Origin of the sequence: Halorubellus sp. JP-L1 (genome assembly GCF_011440375.1) — an archaeon.
GTDB lineage: Archaea > Halobacteriota > Halobacteria > Halobacteriales > Natrialbaceae > Halorubellus.
The window spans coordinates 696,979-715,077 of record NZ_JAAOIR010000001.1 but is presented as its reverse complement, the minus strand read 5'-3'; the positions used below and the strand labels follow the sequence as shown (position 1 = coordinate 715,077).

At 69.4% G+C, this 18,099-nt stretch carries 19 protein-coding genes; 12 read left to right on the top strand and 7 right to left on the bottom strand.

Annotated elements, in window-relative coordinates; all coding sequences use genetic code 11:
* Window positions 1-9 precede the first annotated feature (9 nt).
* Window positions 10-522 carry a hypothetical protein gene (locus G9C85_RS03645; protein WP_166037007.1) on the top strand — a complete coding sequence of 171 codons (513 nt, stop codon included), beginning with the start codon at window positions 10-12 and terminating at the stop codon, window positions 520-522.
* Between the two features lie 30 nt (window positions 523-552).
* On the opposite strand, the gene G9C85_RS03640 is transcribed toward G9C85_RS03645, so the two are convergent.
* The 4 genes from G9C85_RS03640 to G9C85_RS03625 all read right to left on the bottom strand — a co-directional run bounded on the left by G9C85_RS03640 (window position 553) and on the right by G9C85_RS03625 (window position 2,458).
* The gene (locus tag G9C85_RS03640; RefSeq protein ID WP_166037005.1) at window positions 553-828 is read right to left on the bottom strand and encodes a hypothetical protein; all 276 of its coding nucleotides are present in this window, start codon (window positions 826-828) and stop codon (window positions 553-555) included.
* On the bottom strand, window positions 828-1,280 hold the full coding sequence (locus G9C85_RS03635; protein WP_166037003.1) for a hypothetical protein: 453 nt from the start codon (window positions 1,278-1,280) through the stop codon (window positions 828-830). Before G9C85_RS03635 ends, G9C85_RS03640 begins: the two co-directional genes overlap by 1 nt.
* Window positions 1,281-1,387: 107 nt before the next feature.
* Window positions 1,388-1,942, bottom strand: a complete 555-nt coding sequence (locus G9C85_RS03630; RefSeq protein ID WP_166037001.1) for a hypothetical protein — start codon at window positions 1,940-1,942, stop codon at window positions 1,388-1,390.
* Window positions 1,943-2,038: 96 nt separating this feature from the next.
* Entirely contained in the window at window positions 2,039-2,458 is a 420-nt protein-coding gene (locus G9C85_RS03625) for a universal stress protein (RefSeq protein WP_166037000.1), read from the bottom strand.
* A gap of 204 nt (window positions 2,459-2,662) precedes the next feature.
* Here G9C85_RS03625 and G9C85_RS03620 point away from each other — a divergent pair, with 204 nt between their 5' ends.
* The 3 genes from G9C85_RS03620 (at window position 2,663) to G9C85_RS03610 (ending at window position 7,360) form a co-directional block, all read left to right on the top strand.
* Window positions 2,663-5,407, top strand: a complete 2,745-nt coding sequence (locus G9C85_RS03620; protein ID WP_369680765.1) for an AAA domain-containing protein — start codon at window positions 2,663-2,665, stop codon at window positions 5,405-5,407.
* Between the two features lie 104 nt (window positions 5,408-5,511).
* On the top strand, window positions 5,512-6,033 hold the full coding sequence (locus tag G9C85_RS03615) for a DUF6789 family protein (RefSeq protein ID WP_166036998.1): 522 nt from the start codon (window positions 5,512-5,514) through the stop codon (window positions 6,031-6,033).
* A 43-nt stretch (window positions 6,034-6,076) separates the two neighbouring features.
* Window positions 6,077-7,360, top strand: a complete 1,284-nt coding sequence (locus tag G9C85_RS03610) for a lactate racemase domain-containing protein (protein WP_166036996.1) — start codon at window positions 6,077-6,079, stop codon at window positions 7,358-7,360.
* A 15-nt stretch (window positions 7,361-7,375) separates the two neighbouring features.
* Here the strand turns inward: G9C85_RS03610 and G9C85_RS03605 are convergent, their stop codons facing one another.
* Complete coding sequence (locus G9C85_RS03605) at window positions 7,376-10,249, bottom strand: ATP-dependent helicase (protein ID WP_166036994.1); 2,874 nt, start codon at window positions 10,247-10,249, stop codon at window positions 7,376-7,378.
* Window positions 10,250-10,599: 350 nt separating this feature from the next.
* On the opposite strand from G9C85_RS03605, the gene rpl7ae reads away from it, so the two are divergent.
* From rpl7ae to G9C85_RS03565, 8 genes are all read left to right on the top strand, one after another.
* Window positions 10,600-10,959 carry a 50S ribosomal protein L7Ae gene (gene rpl7ae / locus G9C85_RS03600; protein ID WP_166036992.1) on the top strand — a complete coding sequence of 120 codons (360 nt, stop codon included), beginning with the start codon at window positions 10,600-10,602 and terminating at the stop codon, window positions 10,957-10,959.
* Window positions 10,960-10,966: 7 nt separating this feature from the next.
* On the top strand, window positions 10,967-11,191 hold the full coding sequence (locus tag G9C85_RS03595) for a 30S ribosomal protein S28e (RefSeq protein ID WP_166036990.1): 225 nt from the start codon (window positions 10,967-10,969) through the stop codon (window positions 11,189-11,191).
* On the top strand, window positions 11,191-11,397 hold the full coding sequence (locus G9C85_RS03590; RefSeq protein ID WP_166036988.1) for a 50S ribosomal protein L24e: 207 nt from the start codon (window positions 11,191-11,193) through the stop codon (window positions 11,395-11,397). Before G9C85_RS03595 ends, G9C85_RS03590 begins: the two co-directional genes overlap by 1 nt.
* Window positions 11,394-11,858: a nucleoside-diphosphate kinase gene (gene ndk, locus G9C85_RS03585; protein ID WP_166036986.1), complete on the top strand. Its 465-nt coding sequence runs from the start codon at window positions 11,394-11,396 to the stop codon at window positions 11,856-11,858. The genes G9C85_RS03590 and ndk overlap by 4 nt, the downstream gene beginning before the upstream one ends.
* Window positions 11,859-11,995: 137 nt before the next feature.
* Window positions 11,996-14,452, top strand: a complete 2,457-nt coding sequence (locus G9C85_RS03580; protein ID WP_166036985.1) for a penicillin acylase family protein — start codon at window positions 11,996-11,998, stop codon at window positions 14,450-14,452.
* Window positions 14,449-14,787 carry a hypothetical protein gene (locus G9C85_RS03575; protein ID WP_166036983.1) on the top strand — a complete coding sequence of 113 codons (339 nt, stop codon included), beginning with the start codon at window positions 14,449-14,451 and terminating at the stop codon, window positions 14,785-14,787. Before G9C85_RS03580 ends, G9C85_RS03575 begins: the two co-directional genes overlap by 4 nt.
* A 302-nt stretch (window positions 14,788-15,089) precedes the next feature.
* Window positions 15,090-15,461, top strand: coding sequence for a helix-turn-helix transcriptional regulator (locus tag G9C85_RS03570; RefSeq protein ID WP_166036981.1), 372 nt, complete (start codon window positions 15,090-15,092; stop codon window positions 15,459-15,461).
* A 98-nt stretch (window positions 15,462-15,559) separates the two neighbouring features.
* The gene (locus G9C85_RS03565; protein ID WP_166036979.1) at window positions 15,560-15,847 is read left to right on the top strand and encodes a hypothetical protein; all 288 of its coding nucleotides are present in this window, start codon (window positions 15,560-15,562) and stop codon (window positions 15,845-15,847) included.
* 120 nt (window positions 15,848-15,967) lie between these two features.
* Here the strand turns inward: G9C85_RS03565 and G9C85_RS03560 are convergent, their stop codons facing one another.
* Both G9C85_RS03560 and G9C85_RS03555 read right to left on the bottom strand, forming a co-directional pair.
* A complete protein-coding gene (locus G9C85_RS03560) occupies window positions 15,968-17,095 on the bottom strand; it encodes a methionine synthase (protein ID WP_166036977.1) in 1,128 nt (375 codons plus the stop codon).
* Window positions 17,092-18,090, bottom strand: a complete 999-nt coding sequence (locus G9C85_RS03555) for a 5-methyltetrahydropteroyltriglutamate--homocysteine methyltransferase (RefSeq protein ID WP_166036975.1) — start codon at window positions 18,088-18,090, stop codon at window positions 17,092-17,094. Before G9C85_RS03555 ends, G9C85_RS03560 begins: the two co-directional genes overlap by 4 nt.
* Window positions 18,091-18,099: the final 9 nt, after the last annotated feature.

Here is an 18,099-nt window from a genome sequence, read left to right as displayed (position 1 = left end):
GCCCCTGACATGGACCGACAGGCCGTCGGCATCGCGGACACCGACGCGTCACCAGATCGATCGGTCGGCATCGACGTGGACGTGGTCGAGCAGCCATCGGCGGCGTCGCCAGCGATCGTCCGCATCGGGTTCCGGAACGATGCACTCGAGACTCGGCGGTTCTCCTTCGGCGCCGTGGTCCCGTTCGGGCCGCTGTCGAACGGTGGTACGGACCAGCCCCAGGTCTCCCTGGTTCCCGTCGGCGAGACTCGCGGTGCCGGTCACTATTGCGACCGGATACCTGACTCGCCGGGCTCGACCGGCTGGCGGATCGAGGGGGACGTACTACGCCTCATGAGCGAGACGATCTGTCGCCTCCGATCCGGCGAGACGCTCGCTGGAACCTACGGGCTCTTTTGGCATCGCCCGCCGTCGGACCCGCCCCGGTCGATGGAGTTCCGCTTCGAGGCCGAATGGCGGGAACTCCACGAAGACCGGACAAGGAGCGAGTACGCGTGGGGATTCTCGCTCCGGGTCGAGTAGCCTGGCTCGAACTGGCAGGCCACTACTGGCTCAGTCGAACCGCTCTCGCTTCTCGAAGTCGTCGGACTCGCTCCGGTCGCGCTCGCCGCGCCGCGAGGTACTGTTGTGGAACGTCCACACGAGGTAGTACCAGAGCCCCAGCCCCACCAGTCCACCGCCGACGGTCGCGCCGGCGACGACCGCGAACGACGCGTCGGCGTACAGTGCGACGAGCGCGCCGGAGGCGGCGACGAGGCCGACGACGAACGCCTGGAGGCGGGACATCCCCAGATCGCGGTCGGCCTCGGAGAGCGACGGCCCCACCATCAGACCGCCTGCGCGGCACTCACGTGCAGTTCGAGGAACAGCCACTCGCCGCCGCGCTCGACGAGCGTCCCGCTCCAGCGCGTCTCGTGCTCGTGACGCGTTCGCGACTCGTCGCCACCGTCGTTCCCGTCGCCGTTGGCGTCGTCGCCGTCCGTCGACGTCCACGCGAGGGCGACGTCGTCGTTGAACGTCGCGCACCCTGGCTCGCCCTCGACCGCTGCCAACCTCGACTCCTCTCCCGCCTCGACGACCGAGAGCCCTCGGCTGTCGACCGTCCAGTCCTCGGTGGTGCGGGACTGCTCGCGCAGCCCCTCGGCCACCGCGTCGTACCCGTCGTACGTCGTCGAGATGGCGGCTTTCCAGGTGTCCGGCGACTCGACGAAGTACGGATACAGGGGTTCGCCGCGACGCAACGCCTCGTAGTACTCTCGGATGGCGTCCTCGGCGCTCATGTACGACGCGAGGGCCGGTGCGGGTATCAAACCCTCGCTTCGGGCACCGCGAGCGCTCGGCCAGTGGCGCTCGCGACAGAGTGCGAGCGACCGCTGGCGCTCCCGGCCTACATGAAGCCCTTGTCGACCTCGTCGGTCTCCACGAGGTCGTCCAGTTCCGCGTTCAGGACGTCCTCGGCCTCCTCGAACGTCGTCGCGAGTTCGTCGAGGCCGTCCGGGCGGTCGTACTGGTCGTACTCCATCGGGCCGAACGCTGGCGAGTCCAGCGTCTCCATCACGTCGTCGAAGAAGTCCCCCGGCGTCGTCGGCGCGTCCGCGTGCGCCTTCACGACCTCCTCGAGCGCGGTCGCCTTCTCCTTCGCTTCGTCCTCGTCGATACCCTCCGATGGTCCCTGGACGGCGAACCGGCCCGAGCCGTCCGTCGGGAGGTAGCTCCCGATCTCGTCGTCGAGACTCCGCGCGACCTGCGACCCGACGCCCTTCACCTCGAACGGATTCTTCGCATAGGTCTTGAGCTGGAACATTCCGCTGTCGGGGTGACCGAGGTAGAGGTCCTCCCCGAGGCCGTTCGCGCGGTCGCCGGCGACCGCGCGCCAGCCGTCCGGGTCCACGTTCGACTCCACGACGTCCTCGACGATGTCGTCCCAATCCCGAACCCGCATGCGTCGACGTACCCGCTCGCGCGGCAAGTGCGTATCGGTCGTGCGAGTACGCCGCGAGGGAGCCGGTTCGACGAACCCGTCGACCAGCGGGACGCGCTACCTGACGACGGTGACCGGGACCGGCGACCGCCGGAACACTCGCTGCGCGACGTCGCCGACGAGGAGCCTGTCCGCGAGCGTTCCGCCGTGGCTGCCGATCACGATCGCATCGTACTCCTCGGCATGGTTCAGGATGGCGCGAGCCGGTGACCCGACCTGGACCCTCGTGCCGACGGTCGCGTCGTGCTCCGCGGCGATCGCTTCCGCTCGTTCGAACACGGGTGCGGCCTTCTCTTCGGCCGCCTCCTCGAGGTCGTCGGCGAGCGCGAGCGTCGTCGCGGCGCCCCACATCGGCCCGGGTTCGCCGGCGACGTGCAGCACCGTGACGTCGGCCTCGGGGTGGTTCTCCAGGGCGTACTCGAGCGCCCGCTCGGCCATCTCCGAGTCGTCCATCGGGACCAGGATTCGAGCGATCATACCCTCGCTACGGCCGGCAGCGTGATAATTCGACAGGTGTCTCGGCGGCGGAACGAACGCGCGTCGCGCTCGCCGACGTGGAGCGATGGTCGTGGAAGCCCGCGGCGGTGCACCTCGTCGAGTGCGGAACGCGAACGCGACTGTCCTGGGGGTCGGATTCCGGGAACCGACACCCCTAACCCGGTCGCTGCCGTGCCATCGAGCGTGACAGACGCGGGCCGCGACGTCGTCGAGGGAACGATCACGAGCGTCGGCGACGCGAAGGAGGTGTCGACGCAGTACGGCACGTCCGACCTCGCCGAGGTGACCGTCGAGACCGACGCCGGCGAGGAGCAGGTGACGTGCTGGGGGAAGTGGACGGAGACGACGGCCGTCGCCGAACCCGGCATGCGGTTGCGGGTGACGAACCCCGAGGAGCGCGAGTACCAGGGGGAGACGAGTTACTCGACGACCGGGGACTCCTACGTCGTGCTCGAGCCGCAGTTCCTCGTGGACGTGACTGACGTCCGCGAGTACGTGCAGTGCCCGCGCATGTACTACCTGAACAAGCTCTCCAGCGCACCCCTCAAGTATCCCGTCATCAAGGGGACGATCGTCCACGAGGTGTTCGGCGACCTCCTCCGGGGCGTCGAGTTCGACGCGGCGGTCGACGACCGCGTCGAAGAAGCCGGGCTCGACCTCGGACTGCTCGGGATGGACGCCGACGAGGTGCGCGAGGAGGTCGCGGAGAACGCGCGAGCGATCGACGCGTGGCTCTCGCAGGGCAAACTCAGCGACGAGGACGAGTGGCGCTCGGAGATGACGCTCATCTCGGAGACGTTCGGCATCAAGGGACGCGTGGACGCGGTCCGGAACGGGATGCCCGTCGAACTGAAGACCGGGAAGCGACTGAAGAGCGACCCGCGGTTCGAGGACAAGATCCAGGCGGCGTCGTACGCGCTCCTGCTCGAAGAACGCGGCGTCGACGTGGACACGGCGACCCTGCTCTACACGAAGAACGCGGCGCTCGACCGCTCGGAGTTCTCCGGGGACTTCTCGCCGGCGAAGGAGTTCAGCGTCGGCGACGGCCTCACGAAGTACGTGGTGCGGTCGCGGAACGCGATCGCGGCGTTCGAGTACGACTTCTCGGTGCCGACGGGGTACGAGGCCGACGCGGTCTGCGAGTACTGCTTCGAGCAGGACACGTGCCGCGTCGTCGCTGGTCGCCTCCAGCAGGAGGCGAAGGCCGGCGAGATCGGGCGGGCGCTCCCCGACGACGAACTCGCGTACTACGAGGAGACCTATCGCGCGATCGAGGAGGAGCGCCGCGAGACGCACTGCGAGTACGCGAAGCTCTGGGAGCAGACGCCCGCGGAGCGCGCCGAGGACGACCGGGCGCTCGTCGACCTCGAGTTCGAGGCAAAGCGCGAGCGCGCGGACGGTCGCTGGGAGCTGCGAGCGCGCCGGACGAGTCCGGCGGTGTCGAAGCTCCGCGAGGACGACCTCGTGCTCGCGAGCGACGGCGACCCGATCCGGGGCAACGCGGAGCTGGCGTACATCGAGCGCCTCGGGGACGACGAGGTCGTGCTGAGTGCGGACGAACCCATCGAGGTGTCCCGCATCGACGTCTACCCCTCGGAGTTCTCGGTGGCGCGGATGCAGGTCGCGCTCCACGACGCGCTCCTGAAGGGCGACCCGGACCAGAAGGACGTCCTGTTCGAGCGCCGCGAGCCCGCGTTCGACTCGGAGCGCGCGCTGCCACCCGAGCGAGCGGTCGCCTCCGACGGCCCGCCGGGCGAGAGCGGCGAACCGGCGGAGGGCGGCGAGCCGGAGACGTTCGTCCCGAACAACGACGCGCAGGACGAGGCGGTGCGGAAGGCCGTCACCGCGGAGGACGTTGCGCTCGTGCACGGGCCGCCGGGGACGGGGAAGACGTACACGATCGGGCAGGCCGTCCGGGCGATGGTCGCGCGCGGCGAGCGCGTGCTGCTGTCGGCGTTCACGAACCGCGCGGTCGACAACGCACTGGAGGCGCTGGCCGAGCAGGGGTTCACCGAGTTCGTCCGCGTCGGTACCGAGTCCGGCATCCGCGAGGACATGCTCGAGCACAGGTTGGAGACGCGCGGCGACCCCGAGGAATGCGCGGACCGGCTCCAGGACGCGCAGGTCGTCGCGGCGACGACGGCGACCTGTGGCTCCAGGGTGATGCGCGAGCAGTCGTTCGACGCGGCCCTCGTCGACGAGGCCGGCCAGCTCACGGAGCCGGACGCGCTGGCGGCCGTCAATCTCGCGGAGCGGTTCGTGCTCGTCGGCGACCACCAGCAGCTGCCGCCGGTCGTGCGCGCCGAGAACCGGCTCCAGGAGTCGCTGTTCGAGCGGCTCGTGGAGGCGTACCCCGAGGCGGGCGTGATGCTCACCAAGCAGTACCGGATGAGTCAGCGCATCCAGGCGTTCGCGTCCGCGGAGTTCTACGACGGCGAGCTCCGGCCGGCGACGGGCGAGGTCGCCGCGCAGCACCCCCGTCAGCTCGTCGACCTCGACGGCCTCCCCGAGGCGTTGCGCGACGGCGTGGCGTTCCTCGACACGCCCGGTGACGGCGGCCGGAATACGGACGCGGTGGAGGCCGAGCGCGTCGCCGAGGTCGTGTCGTCGTACCTCGGGGCCGACGTCGACCCCGGGGACGTCGGCGTCATCGCGCCGTTCCGCGCGCAGGTCGCGGAGATCACGCGGCGCGTTCCCGAATCGGTGACGGTCGACACCGTCGACCGCTTCCAGGGGTCCTCGAAGGAAGTGATCGTGGTGTCGTTCGTCGCGTCCGGCGACCTGGAGTCACCGATATTCGAGGACTACCGGCGCGTGAACGTCGCGCTGACGCGAGCGAAGCGCGCGCTCGTCCTCGTCGGCGACGCGGACGCGCTCGCGACCGACCCCGTGTACGGCCGAATGGTCGACTGGGCGGACGGCGTCTAGCGGGCGAGACGCCCCGTTCGACCGGTTCGAGAGTCCTTCGTGGTGTCGTTCGCCGAGCGAACGTGTGAGGTTCTTTTATGAGCATGGCGCGCGTTAGCACGCCCATGGCAAGTGATAACGCAGGACACGACGATGCGGCCATGGACGACCCGTCCGTGGAGGAGTCGTATCCGACGCCGGAGGCCAACGAACTGGAGCGCGCGCTCGGCGGCATCGCCGGCGGCATCGTCGGCACGATGCTCATGATCGGCGTGCTGTTCATCGTGAACGCCACGCTCACGCCAGGCATCGACGTGTTCGGGACGCTCGCCGAACTCGCCGGGGTCGGCAACACGCCCGCGATCGGGCTCGCGCTGTTCCTCGGCGCCGGCACGTTCGCGTGGCCGCTCCTGTTCGTCACCCTCGGCGCGTACCTCCCCGGCGCGACCCGACCCCAGCAAGGCATCGTGTTCGCCGCGATCCTCTGGACCGGGTTCATCACCGCGTTCTACTCGCACTACGCCGGGTTCGATCTCGCCGTCTTCGTCGTGTTCTCCGTCGTCACGCACCTCGCGTACGGCTGGGTGCTCGGGTTCGTCTCCGCGCGGCTCACCGGCCAGTACGAGGCCCCCGAGATCGCGGTCTGAGACCGTCGCCGTCCTTTTTACTCGTCCGCGCCGACCGTCCCGCATGGAGCTCCCACTCGGCGATGGTATCGTCGCCGTCTCGCTCGATTCGGTCGACGCGACCGTCGCCCGCGCCCCAGGCGCCGACTCCGTCGACGTCGAGAGCGCAACGGGGAACGCGCTCGCCACCCCGCACGGCCCGCGCCTCCGCGAGCGCGCCGACCCCGAGGACTCGGTCGCGGTCGTCGTCACGGACGGTACGCGCGCCGCCCCCACCGACGTCCTCCTCGACGGCCTCCTCGCCGAACTCGACGCCGCCGGCGTCGCCCGCGAGCAGGTCGCGGTCGTCGTCGGCCTCGGCCTCCACCGCCCGATGACCGACGCCGAACTCGACGCGATGCTCGGCGCGAACGCCGACCTCGCCGCGAACCACGACCCCGACGACGTCGTCGACGTCGGTGCGGTCGACGGCGTCCCGATCGAACTCGCTCGCACCGTCGCCGACGCCGACCTCGTCGCGGCCACTGGCGTCGTCGAACCCCACCAGTACGCGGGGTTCTCCGGCGGCGCGAAGACCGTCGTCGTCGGCGCCGGCGGCGAGTCACAGATCCGGTACACGCACGGCCCCGACCTCCTCGCGCGCGACGGCGTCCGCCTCGGGCGCGTCGAAAACAACCCCTTCAGGGGGTTCCTCGACCGCGCCGGCGACCTCGCCGGCCCCGACTTCTGCATCAACGTCACGAAGGGCCCCCAGGGCGTCCTCGGCGTCGCCGCCGGCGACCCACGGGCCGTCGTTCGCGACCTCGCCGCGACCGCCCGCGACGCCCTCTCGGTGCCGATTCCCGACGCCGACGTCTACGACGCCGTCGTCGCCGGCGTCGGCGCACCGAAGGACGCGAACCTCTACCAGACCACCAGAGCCGCGACGTACGTCGCCCTCGGCGACCGCAACCCGCTCGCCGACCCCACCGACTCCGAACGCGAGACAGGGACGCACAGCGGCGAGCGTGCGCGCGGTCGCGTCGTCGTCCCCGCGGAACTCCGCGAGGGCGCGGGCGAGGGCACGGGCGAACGCCGCTTCCACGACTGGCTCTCGAACGCCAGCGACGCCGACTCGCTCTACGAAGCAATGAAGCAGGGATACGAACCCGGCGCGCAGCGCGCGTTCGTCGTCGCGCGCGTCCTCCGCGACCACGACGTCTCCGTGACGAACAGCCAGCATCCCGACGTCGTCGACGACTGCCTCATGCACGCCAGCGAGTCGGTCGAAGCCGCCCTGGAGCCAGGGGCGGACGTCCTCGTCGTCCCCGACGCACTGAACACGCTCCTCGTCCGCGAACGCGACTGACCCGTTCGGGGCCCGCTACCGGCCTGCGGTCGGCTCCGTCGCCCCGTCCTCGCCCTCGATGTCCTCGACGACGCGCTCGTGGAACTCCTGGAGGACCGCGGACTCGTCCTCCGCGAGCACGACGTCGCTCGCCATCAGCGTCGCCAGCCCGAACGCGCGCGGCGACGGCGAATCCACCCGCACGTGCGACACCTCGACGTCGCCCTCCAGGACGCCGCGCGCGAACGCCTCGATGCCCGCCACGTGGAGCTTGTCCTCCAGTATCTCGCGGTACGTCTCCTCGATCACCGCGAAATCGTTCAGGTCCTCCGCGAACCCGAGCAGCATCTCGCTCGAGACCTGCTGTTGCTTCGCGGACTTCTCGTAGCCCTTGTAGCGCTTGAGAATCATCAGCGAGCGCGTCGCGTCGATGCGGAAGTACCGCTGGAGGAGGTCCGTCCCACCGACCGCGTCCCGGAGCGTCGACCGCACCGAATCCGGGTCGAGGCTCTCGACGATCCCGACGAGGTCGACCTTGCGGTTCAGCGGCATCTTCAGCGTGAATCCGTCGTCCGCGACCGCGACCGTCACGTTCGCGTTCGTCTCCTGGGCGACGCGGTACGCGAGCAGCCGCGAGAAGCCGTCGTTGAACCGCCGCCCGTAGTTCGAGTGCACGTAGTAGTGGCGCTCGTAGGCGTCCCGGTCCTTCGCCTCCTCGATCGCGAGCCGATTCGGCGTGCTCACGCTCTCCGCGCCCGCGTACCGGACCTGCTCGTCGTACATCCGACCGAGCGCGCGCACCGCGTTCTCGTCGATCGGCATCTCCCGCAGCCAGTGCCGGACCGCGGGCGGCCCGCCACGCTCGTACTTCTCCAGCAGCGTCTCCTGGAACGCGAGCACCTCGCAGCCCAGGTCGTACGCGAGCGGCAGTCGCTCGCTGAACCACGACGGCACCGTCGGGGAGGAGGCAGTAGGATCGACGTACACCTTCGACCCGCGCCGGTACCGGTACTCGAAGTTCGACCCGCCGAGCACGAACACGTCCCCCGAGTCCAGCGTGTCAAGGTACGACTCGTCGAGTTGCCCCACCCACTCGTCGCTCGACCGCGTGAAGACGTCGCACGCGAACGAGTCCGGGATCGTCCCGATGTTCGTCATGTAGATGACCCGCGCGAGCCGGCCGCGCTTGCCCATCAGGGGCGTACCCGGCTCGTAGTCGTCGTAGTGGTGCTCACCGCCGGGCTCGTCGTTCTCGTCCCGCCACACCTTCGCGTACACGTTCTTCTCCTCCAGCCCGCCGTAGTCCGCGGTGAGGTACCGCATCAGTTGCTCCCACTCGTCGTCGCCGTAGTGCCGGTACGGATACGCGCCCTGGAGGACGCGCCGGATATCCGCCTCCGGGCGGATCTCGGCGATCGCCATCCCGTACACGTGCTGGGCGGCGACGTCCTGGCACCGCTCGGGGACGTTCACGGAGTCGACGAATCCCTCCATCGCCTTCTTCAACATAACCGCGCACTCGACGAGTTCGTCCCGGTCGAGCGCCACGACGCGACCTTTCACGGTCTCCCCGACGCGATGCCCGGCGCGCCCGACGCGCTGGAGCATCGCCGCGACCGACTTCGGACTCCCGACCTGCACCACGAGGTCGACGTGCGGCATGTCGATCCCCAGCTCCAGGCTCGTCGAGGACGTCACCACGTCCAGCTCGCCCTCTTTGAGCTTGCGCTCGACCTCCTGGCGGACGTCCTTCGAGAGGCTGCCGTGGTGGCACGCCGAGTTCCCCTCGTCGTACTCGTCGTAGCGCTCCCGGAGGTTGTGCAGGACGCGCTCGGCGCCCGAGCGCGTGTTCGTGAACACGAGTGTGTTCGTGCTCGACTGCACGTGCTCGTGCAGCGACGCGTAGAACTCGCCCGTCACGACGTCCCGCGGCGTATGCACGAGGTCGTCCGTCGGACACTCCAGTTCCAGGTCGAACTCGCGCGCGAACCGCGCGTCCACGATCTCGTAGTCCCGCGGCACGCGCTCGCCGACGAGACCGGACCCGCCATCGCTCTCGCCGTCGTCCGCGTCGCCACCGCTCTCGCCGTCGCCTGCGTCGCCACCGTTCTCGCCGTCGCCCGCGTCGCTGTCGACGGCAGCGCCGTCGACGGGCTCGTACCCGACGAGGAACTTCGCCATCTGGCTCAGGGGCTCGATCGTCGCCGAACACCCGATGCGCGTCGGCGACCCGTCCGCGAGCGCTTCGAGTCGCTCCAGGCTCACCGACAGGTGCGTCCCGCGCTTGGATTCCGCGAGCGAGTGAATCTCGTCCACGACGACGTACTCCACGGTGCGGAGCTTCTCGCGGAACTTCGGCGAGTTCAGGAGGATCGCGAGCGTCTCCGGCGTCGTGTTCAGGATGTGCGGCGTCTCGCCCAGCATCTTCTGGCGGTCGCTACTGCTCGTGTCCCCGTGCCGGATCGCGTGGCGTATCTCGCCGACGTCCTCCCCGCGCTCCTCGGCGATGCTCGTGATGCCCGCCAGTGGCTCCGCGAGGTTCCGGTGGATGTCGTTCGCGAGGGACTTCAGCGGCGACACGTACAGGCAGTACACCGAGTTCTCCAGGCCCTCCTCGCGCTCTCGCTCGCGTTCGAAAAGCGCGTCGATGATCGCCGTGAACGACGCGAGCGTCTTCCCGCTCCCCGTCGGCGCACACACCAGCGCGTTCTCCTCGTCCCTCACCAGCGGGATCGCCTCCTTCTGCGGCGGCGTGAAGAACCCGCCGTTCTCCGGGACGAACTCGCCGAACTCCTCGACCCACCACTGCCTGACCGACGGCGACAGCGACGCCAGCACCTCCGCGTCGTCGACGTCCACCGCGTCGACGTCGACGTCCGTCACGGCCTCCAGCAGGGGAAGCGGCCTCATTCAAGCCACCCTCCGGGCCGAACACGGAAGAACGTCACGTCGCACGCACCCGCCCGAGGCCACATCCCACCAGCCCGAACGAGCCCTCACTCCACCAACCCGCACGAGGCCGGGAAATCGCGGGACGAACCACCCGTTCGAAACGTGAGAGGGCGCCCCACGGCAATCGACGATTGAACATCCTTATAAGGTGTGCCCAGCAAATCACGAGGTACACCCTACGCGGGGTTGATGATGCTCCTAGCCTCACAGGACGAGGGCCGGACCGCCCAGCTGGACCGGCCCAAGCGGACGATCGAGTCCGCGACGGCAGGGGAGCGCGAGCCCACGCGTAGAACAGGTGAACAACCATGCCAGTCTACGTCAACAAAGAAGTCCCAGTCGACCTCCAGGACGACGCCCTCGAGGCGCTCGAGGTCGCACGAGACACAGGAAGCGTAAAGAAAGGAACGAACGAGACGACCAAGGCCGTCGAACGCGGGAACGCGGACATCGTGTACGTGGCCGAGGACGTCCAGCCCGAGGAGATCGTCATGCACCTCCCCGAGCTCGCCGACGAGAAGGGTATCCCGGTCGTGTTCGTGGAGACCCAGGACGACGTCGGGCACGCCGCCGGCCTCGAGGTCGGCAGCGCTGCCGCCGCCGTCGTCGACGCCGGCGACGCCTCGGACCAGGTCGACGACATCGCCTCGAAGCTCGAGGACCTCTGAGCCGGCCATGAGCGCAGAAGAAACAGAGAGCGGCTCCACGCCCGCGGAAGTTATCGAGATCGTCGGCAAGACCGGCATGCACGGTGAAGCCATGCAGGTCAAGTGCCGGATCCGCGAAGGCGAGAATCAGGGTCGCATCATCACGCGAAATTGCCTCGGTCCGGTCCGCGAAGGCGACGTTCTCCAGCTGCGAGAGACCGCCCGCGAGGCCGACTCCATCGGAGGGCAATAATGCCGCAGACTCGAGACTGTGACTACTGTGGGGACGACATCGAGCCCGGTACCGGGACGATGTTCGTCCGCACCGACGGTTCGACGATCCACTACTGTAGCGCGAAGTGCGAGAAGAACGCCGACCTCGGCCGCGAACCCCGCGACCTCGAATGGACGGAGGAGGGTCAGCGCGACGGGGGGCAGGGCGAGGAGGACCAGGAATGAGCGAGCTCGAGCGGACGTTCGTCATGGTCAAGCCCGACGCGTTCGCGCGCGGGCTCGTCGGGACGGTCATCTCCCGACTGGAGGACCGTGGCCTGAAGCTCGTCGGGATGAAGGTGGAGCTCCTCGACGAGGAGACGGCTCACGAGCACTACGCCGAGCACACCGACAAGCCGTTCTTCGACGACCTCGTCGACTTCGTGACGAGCGGTCCCGTCGTCCCGATGGTCTGGGAGGGCCAGGACGCGACGCGGCAGGTGCGCCAGATGATCGGTGCGACCGACCCGCTCGAGGCGGACGCTGGCACCATCCGCGGTGACTACGCGCTCGACCTCGGCCGGAACGTCGTGCACGCGGCAGACCACGAGGACGAGGGTGCGAACGAACGCGAGATCGCGATCCACTTCGACGAGGACGAACTCCTCTCGTACGAAGCCCACGACGAGACCTGGCTGTACGAGTAAGCCACGTCGCGTCTTCTCGACGTTCTCTCGATTCGGTAGCGGCGGCTGCGTCGGTGGTTTCGAGCGGTCGCCTCGTGGCCGCCACCCACGCGACGTGCGGGTGAAACTATTAGTGCGTGGCCTGTTTTCGTCTCGCCGTGACGTCTGATACGACGCGGCGTGCGCTCCTGTCCGCGGTGCTGGGAGCGGGCGTCGGGGGGATGGCGCTGTCGGACGCGCGCGAGGTGCTCGCGGACTTCGCGCCGCTGTCCGGGTCGCTCTGGGACGCCGAGGGGCGAGCTATCGAGGGCGATGTCGAGTCGCCGTACGGGCCGGCGTCGGTGGCGTACGACGACCGTGGCGTGCCGCACGTGACCGCCGCGGACGAGCGGGCAGCGTACTACGCGGTCGGGTACGTACAGGCGGCGGATCGGTTGTTCGAGATGGACCTCCTGCGGCGGGTGATGCGCGGGACGCTCTCCGAGGTGGTCGGCGACGTGGCGGTGAACTCGGACCGTTTCAACCGCCAGATGGACTTCGCGCGGGCCGCCGAGGTGACGTGGGAGCGCGCGAGCGACGGGCCGACCGCGCCGGCGAGCGAGGCGTTCGCCGAGGGCGTGAACGCGTACCGCGAGACCGCAGCGCGGCCCGTCGAGTTCGAGCTATTGGACTACGACGCGGACCCGTGGACGCCCGTCGACTCCATCCTCGCGCAGAAACAGATCTCGTGGGGGCTCACGGGGAGCTTCGCGACCCTCCGCAGGGCCGCGGTCGGGGACGCGTTCGACCGGGAGACGGCGGAGGCGCTGTACCCGCTCCCGGACGCGAGCAATCACGACGCGCCGATCCTGCGGTCGGACGACCGCGAACCGAACCCGCCGGGCGGCACGGACGGTCGAGCGATCTCCGCCGCGACCGGGGGTTCGGGCGACCCCGTCGACCCCGGCCTCGTGTCCTGGCTGGAGGCGTTCGAGCCGCCGGAGGGAATCGGTTCGAACTCGTGGGTCGTCGGCGGGGAGTACACGGCGTCCGGGGATCCGGTGCTGGCGAACGACCCGCACCTCGACCTGCGGGTGCCGCCGATCTGGTACGAGCAGCACGTCGTCGTCGAGGGAGAGCGCGACGTCCGCGGCGTGACGTTCCCGGGCGTCCCGTTCGTCGTCATCGGTCGGAACGACGCCGGCGCGTGGGGGTTCACGAACACCGGCTACGACGTCATCGACTTCTACACGTACGAGACCCGGAACGACGGGCGCGAGTACCGGGACGGCGACGAGTGGCGGGAGTTCCTGACGCGCGAGGAGACGATTCCCGTCGCGGACGGCGAGGACGTCGCGGTCCAGGTCGAGAAGAGCGTTCACGGCGCGGTGCTCTCGCGTGGGAGCGACGGGGACTCGCTGTCCGGGACGACCGGTCGCGTCGGCGTCCAGTGGTCGGGGTTGTCCGCGACGCGGACCGTCGAGTCCATCTACGAGATCGGGCGGTCGACGGGCGTCGACGACGTCCTCGACGCGCTCCCGAAGTTCGACGAGCCGACCCAGAACTTCGTGTACGCGGACCGCGACGGACGGACGCTCTTCTACACGACGGGCAAGGTCCCGATCCGGACGACCGACGGCAACCCCGTCGCGGGCACTCGCGTGTTCGACGGGTCCGCGCGGGAGGGCGAGTGGGAGGGCTTCGAGCCGTACGCGGCGACGGACTGGGCGACCGCGAACGTCGTGCCGTTCGACGAGAAACCCCACAGCGTCGACCCGGGATACCTCGCGACGGCGAACCAGCGGATCGTCGACGACCCGGCGCACTACCTCTCGGAGGGGTACGCGCCGCCGTTCCGCGGGGCGCGCATCTACGAGCGCCTCGACGAGCGCGCCGACAGCGGCGAGCCGATGACCGCCGAGTTCCTCCGGGACCTCCAGCTGGACGCGGTCGACCGTCGCGTCGACCACCTCGAACCGCTCCTCGAGGACGCCCGGAGCGAGGTCGCGGGCGACGCTCGCGAGGCACTCGATGCCGTGCTCGCGTGGGACGGCGAGACGAGCACCGACCGGCGCGAACCGCTCGTGTTCGCGTTCTGGGCGCGGAAACTCGGCGAGCGCGTGTTCGACGCGCGGTTCGAGGACGCGGGCCTGGACGTGAACACGCCGAACGACTGGGTGCTCGGCCGGCTCCCGGCAGACAGCGAGTGGTTCGTTCCCGAAGACGGCAGTGACCCCGATCGAGGGGTGGTTGCGGCGCGAGCGCTCCGCGACGCGCTCGAGGCCATCGAGGCGGCGGGGTACGAGACCTACGGCGACTACAGCACGACCGCGCTCACGCATCCCTTCGATCAGGGGTTCCTGAACTATCCCGAGTACGCGACGGACGGGTCGCCGACGACGGTGAACAACTTCCGGCCGGAATCCATGCGCGGGAGTTCCTGGCGGCAGGTCGTCCCCGTCGGCAACGACGCCCCGGACGCGGCGGCCGTCCTCCCCGGCGGGAACGACGGCGACCCGCTCTCGGCCAACTACGCGGACCAGCTCGAGGACTGGGCGACCGGCGAGTTCCGCGAGTTCTCGCTCGCCGTTCCCGACGACGTCGACGTGGAGTTCACGGAGGGCGACGGCGAATGACGGACCTCGCGACGGAACTCGGCGCGACGCTCTCGAACCCGCGACGAGTGGGGTTGACGGCGCTCGCGGTCGTCGTCGGGGTCGCGCTCGCGACCCTCCATCCGCTCGGGCTCGTCGCGGGCGGTGCGCTCGTCGCCCTCCCCCAGCGCTCGCTCCCCCGGGGACTGCTCGCCGGCGTCCTCTTCGGCGGCGTCGTCCTCGCCGTGTTCCTCGTCGACCTGGCCGCCGCCGGCGCCGCCGGCGGCTTCCTCCGGTTCGGGCTCCCGCGGAACGTCGCGATCGCGACCGGATTCGGACTGCCGACGTTCGGCGCGCTAGCGCGGGGCCTGCGGTAAGCGGGGGGCGGTGACGCCGAACTCGGCGCGCTAGGGAGAGGGCTGGACTGGATGCGGGCGGTGGCGTCGACGGTGTCGGTTCCCGATGGTGGGTGTGGCGCGAGTGTCGTCGGTCAGTCTTGAACTGTCGGGATGGACCATTTCGTCGAGTTCGTCGATTCGTGGCCTCTTTCGAACCCGCTGAGCGGTCCGCTGCCCACCACGAGAGGTCCGTCGAACGCCTCGAGAGCATCGGGTTCGACCGGGTCGCTTTCGACCCCCAACCTTTACATTAGCGCACGCTAATATTAGAATGTGCTAAAATGGATGTGGACGAACCCGATACCGTGACGACGGACGACCAGACCGACGCCCCGAGCGACTGCTGTTCGGTCGCAGAACGGCCGTCGACGCAGGCGGTCGCCGAGGACGTCCAGACGCTCGCCGCGCTGGGGAACGACACCCGATACGAGGCGCTCCGGATGGTCGCCGACGCCGACGCAGACGGCGTCTGCGGATGCGACCTGGAACCCGCCCTCGGCGTCAGCCAGGGCGCGGTCAGTCAGGCGCTCTCGAAGCTCCACGCCGCCGGACTCCTCGACCGCCGAAAGGAGGGCCGCTGGCGCTACTACACCGCCACCGAGCGCGCACGGCGCCTCCTCGACGTCCTCGAGGAGACCAGAGACGCCGACTGACGCCGTAAGCGCGCACTGCACCGCCCGCCACCACGACCGACCGCCGACCGAACTCCACCCAGAATCGACTCCCGACCGACCCCACCCAGACCGATTCCATGTCACAGCCGCCACTCGACCCACGCGACCGCCACACGTACCGCAATCCGACCTGGCGCGGCGTCCTCGTCGCCTACGGACTGCTCGCCGCAGTCCCCGCGAGCCTCTGGCTCCTCACGCACCCACTACTCGGCGCCGTCGCCGTCGCCGCCTTCGGCGGACTCTCCGTCGCCAGCCACCGCACCTTGGAGCTGTATCGCTGCGTCCAGACCTGCGGTGGCTTCGCGCTCGACCTCGGCGATAGCGTCCAGATCTGCGTCGGCCAGCCAGCCGCAGTGAACTGCTAGCCGCGCGGCGACCCGCTCCGTCTCTTCGACCTGCGCGCCAGCACGACCAGCGTCGCCACTGCGGACGGAGCGTTCGAGTAGAAGCGAACCGGCGCCGGGAGCGACCGACCGTTCCCCGGGTCAGTCGTCGGCGCTTGCCGGGGCGGCGTCGACCTGGATTTCGCCGGCGTCGAGTTCGGCCTCGAGCTCGCGCGCGGCGGCGACGAGGTTCGCCATCTTCTCGTAGGCGACCTCCCGGGGGAGGAGTTTCAGGCCGCAGTCCGGGGAGACGACGAGTTGCTCGGGCGGGACGACTTCGAGGCCCTTGCGGATGTTCGCCTTGATCTCCTCGACGGTCTCGACCTCCGCGACGTGTGCGTCGACGACGCCGAGCGCCAGGTCGGCGCTGAACGCGGGGTCCTTGAACACGTCGAGCTGGTCGTAGTCGCCGTTGCAGAGTTCCAGGTCGAACTCGTCGACGGGATACTCGAGAATTTCGGGGTAGATCCGCGAGTAGTCGCCGTAGCAGACGTGCAGACCGACGCGGACGCCCTCGGGGATGTCCGCGACGATGTGCTCGAGACACTCGCCGACGATCGCGTGGTCGTCGGGCGTCGTCGCGAGCGCCGGCTCGTCGATCTGGATGTAGCGCGCGCCGGCGTCGACGAGCTTCTGGATCTCCTCGTTCACGAGGTCCGCGAGGTCCACGGCGAGACTCTCGAGGTCGTCGTACGCCTCGTTGAACGACCAGTTCGCGAGCGTGTACGGCCCCGTGATCGGGACTTTGACGGGACGGTCGGCGACCTCAGCGGTGAACTCGTACTCGTCGACGAGCCACGTCTCGTCGTACTCGACCTCGCGCACGACGGAGGGCTTGTCGAAGTAGTTGTGCCCCCAGACCTTCACGGGGCCGTTGAACTCGTAGCCGTCGATGCGGTGCGCGAAGAACTCCACCATCTCGTTCCGGCGCATCTCGCCGTCGACGACGACGTCCAGGCCGGCGCGCTCGTGCTCGTTAGTGATGAGCCGGCTCGCGTCGTCCTTCGCCTCCGCCCACGCGTCCTCGTCGAAGTCCGGGAGCTCCTCGGCGTGCTCGCCCTGATGCTCGCGAGGCTTCGTCGTGTCGCCGCCCTGGTAGAGCTCGCGGGCGCGGTCGAGCCACTTCGGCTTCGGGTAGCTCCCGACGACCGTCGTCAGGAGGAAGTGCTCGTTCTCGTGACCGGTGGGCCGGAACTGGTCCTTGCCGACGTCGGCAGTCGGTTCGCTCATGCTTCCACCTCCGAGAGCGCGACGGCGTCACCGAGCACGTCGAGCTTCGCCTCGTACTTCGGGTACGGCAGGTAGAACAGTTCGGTGTTCGTCGTCACGTACGTCGTGTCGAAGTCGGCGCTGACGGCCTGCTCGTGCACCCAGTCCACGCGCTCGCGGACGGTGTCGGGGTCCTCGACGAGCGTGTTCTGGCCGTCGACGAGCCCGAGCGAGACGTCGTCGGTGGTGCCGTACTCGTTGATGTTGTAGAGGTTGTCCTCGTGATTCGAGACGAAGTCGTACCCGATCGCGTCCACGTCCGCGTCGAGGACGTGCGCGTGGGTCTTCTCGTCGAGTGCGCCCCAGTACGGCTGGACGACGACGTCGGCGTCGACGGCGTCGGCGACCGTCGTGAGCGCCTCCGGGACGTCGCCGGCGACGTCGTCGCCGGGGGCGTTCTCGACGAGCGACGGCTCGAGGAGGTACAGCGTCTCCACGTCGGGGAAGGCGTCGGCTTCGCCGGCGAGGAACTCGGCGATTGCGGCGAGGAACTCGGCGTCGTCGCCGTAGTGCTCGTCGGTCGCGAGGTCGGCGAGCGAGTACGGGCCGGGGAGGACCGCTTGAACCGACTGCTCCGTCAGTGCAGAGAGCGCGTCGAGTTCGGCGGCGACGTCGCCGGAGAACGAGAGCTCGCTCTCGACGACTGGCTCTCGGTAGAAGTTGTTGTTGTCGTAGTAGCGGACGATGCCGCGCGTCTCGACGTCGTCGTGGACGGTCAGCGGGTGCGCGAGCATGTCGTCCCAGCGCAGCTGGCCTTCGACGACGCGGTCGAGGCCGGCGTCGGCCTGCGAGTCGAGTACTTCGCCGCGAGCGGTCGCGTACGCGTCCTGGACCGCGTCGGGCTCGCTGCCGTCGACGAGGTCTTCCTTCTGGTGGCCTTTGAGATCGGAGAGGTCCGACTTCGCCCAGTCCGGGAGCGGGAACAGCCCCGGTGTGGTGGCGACGAGTTCTGTCATGCGTGATAC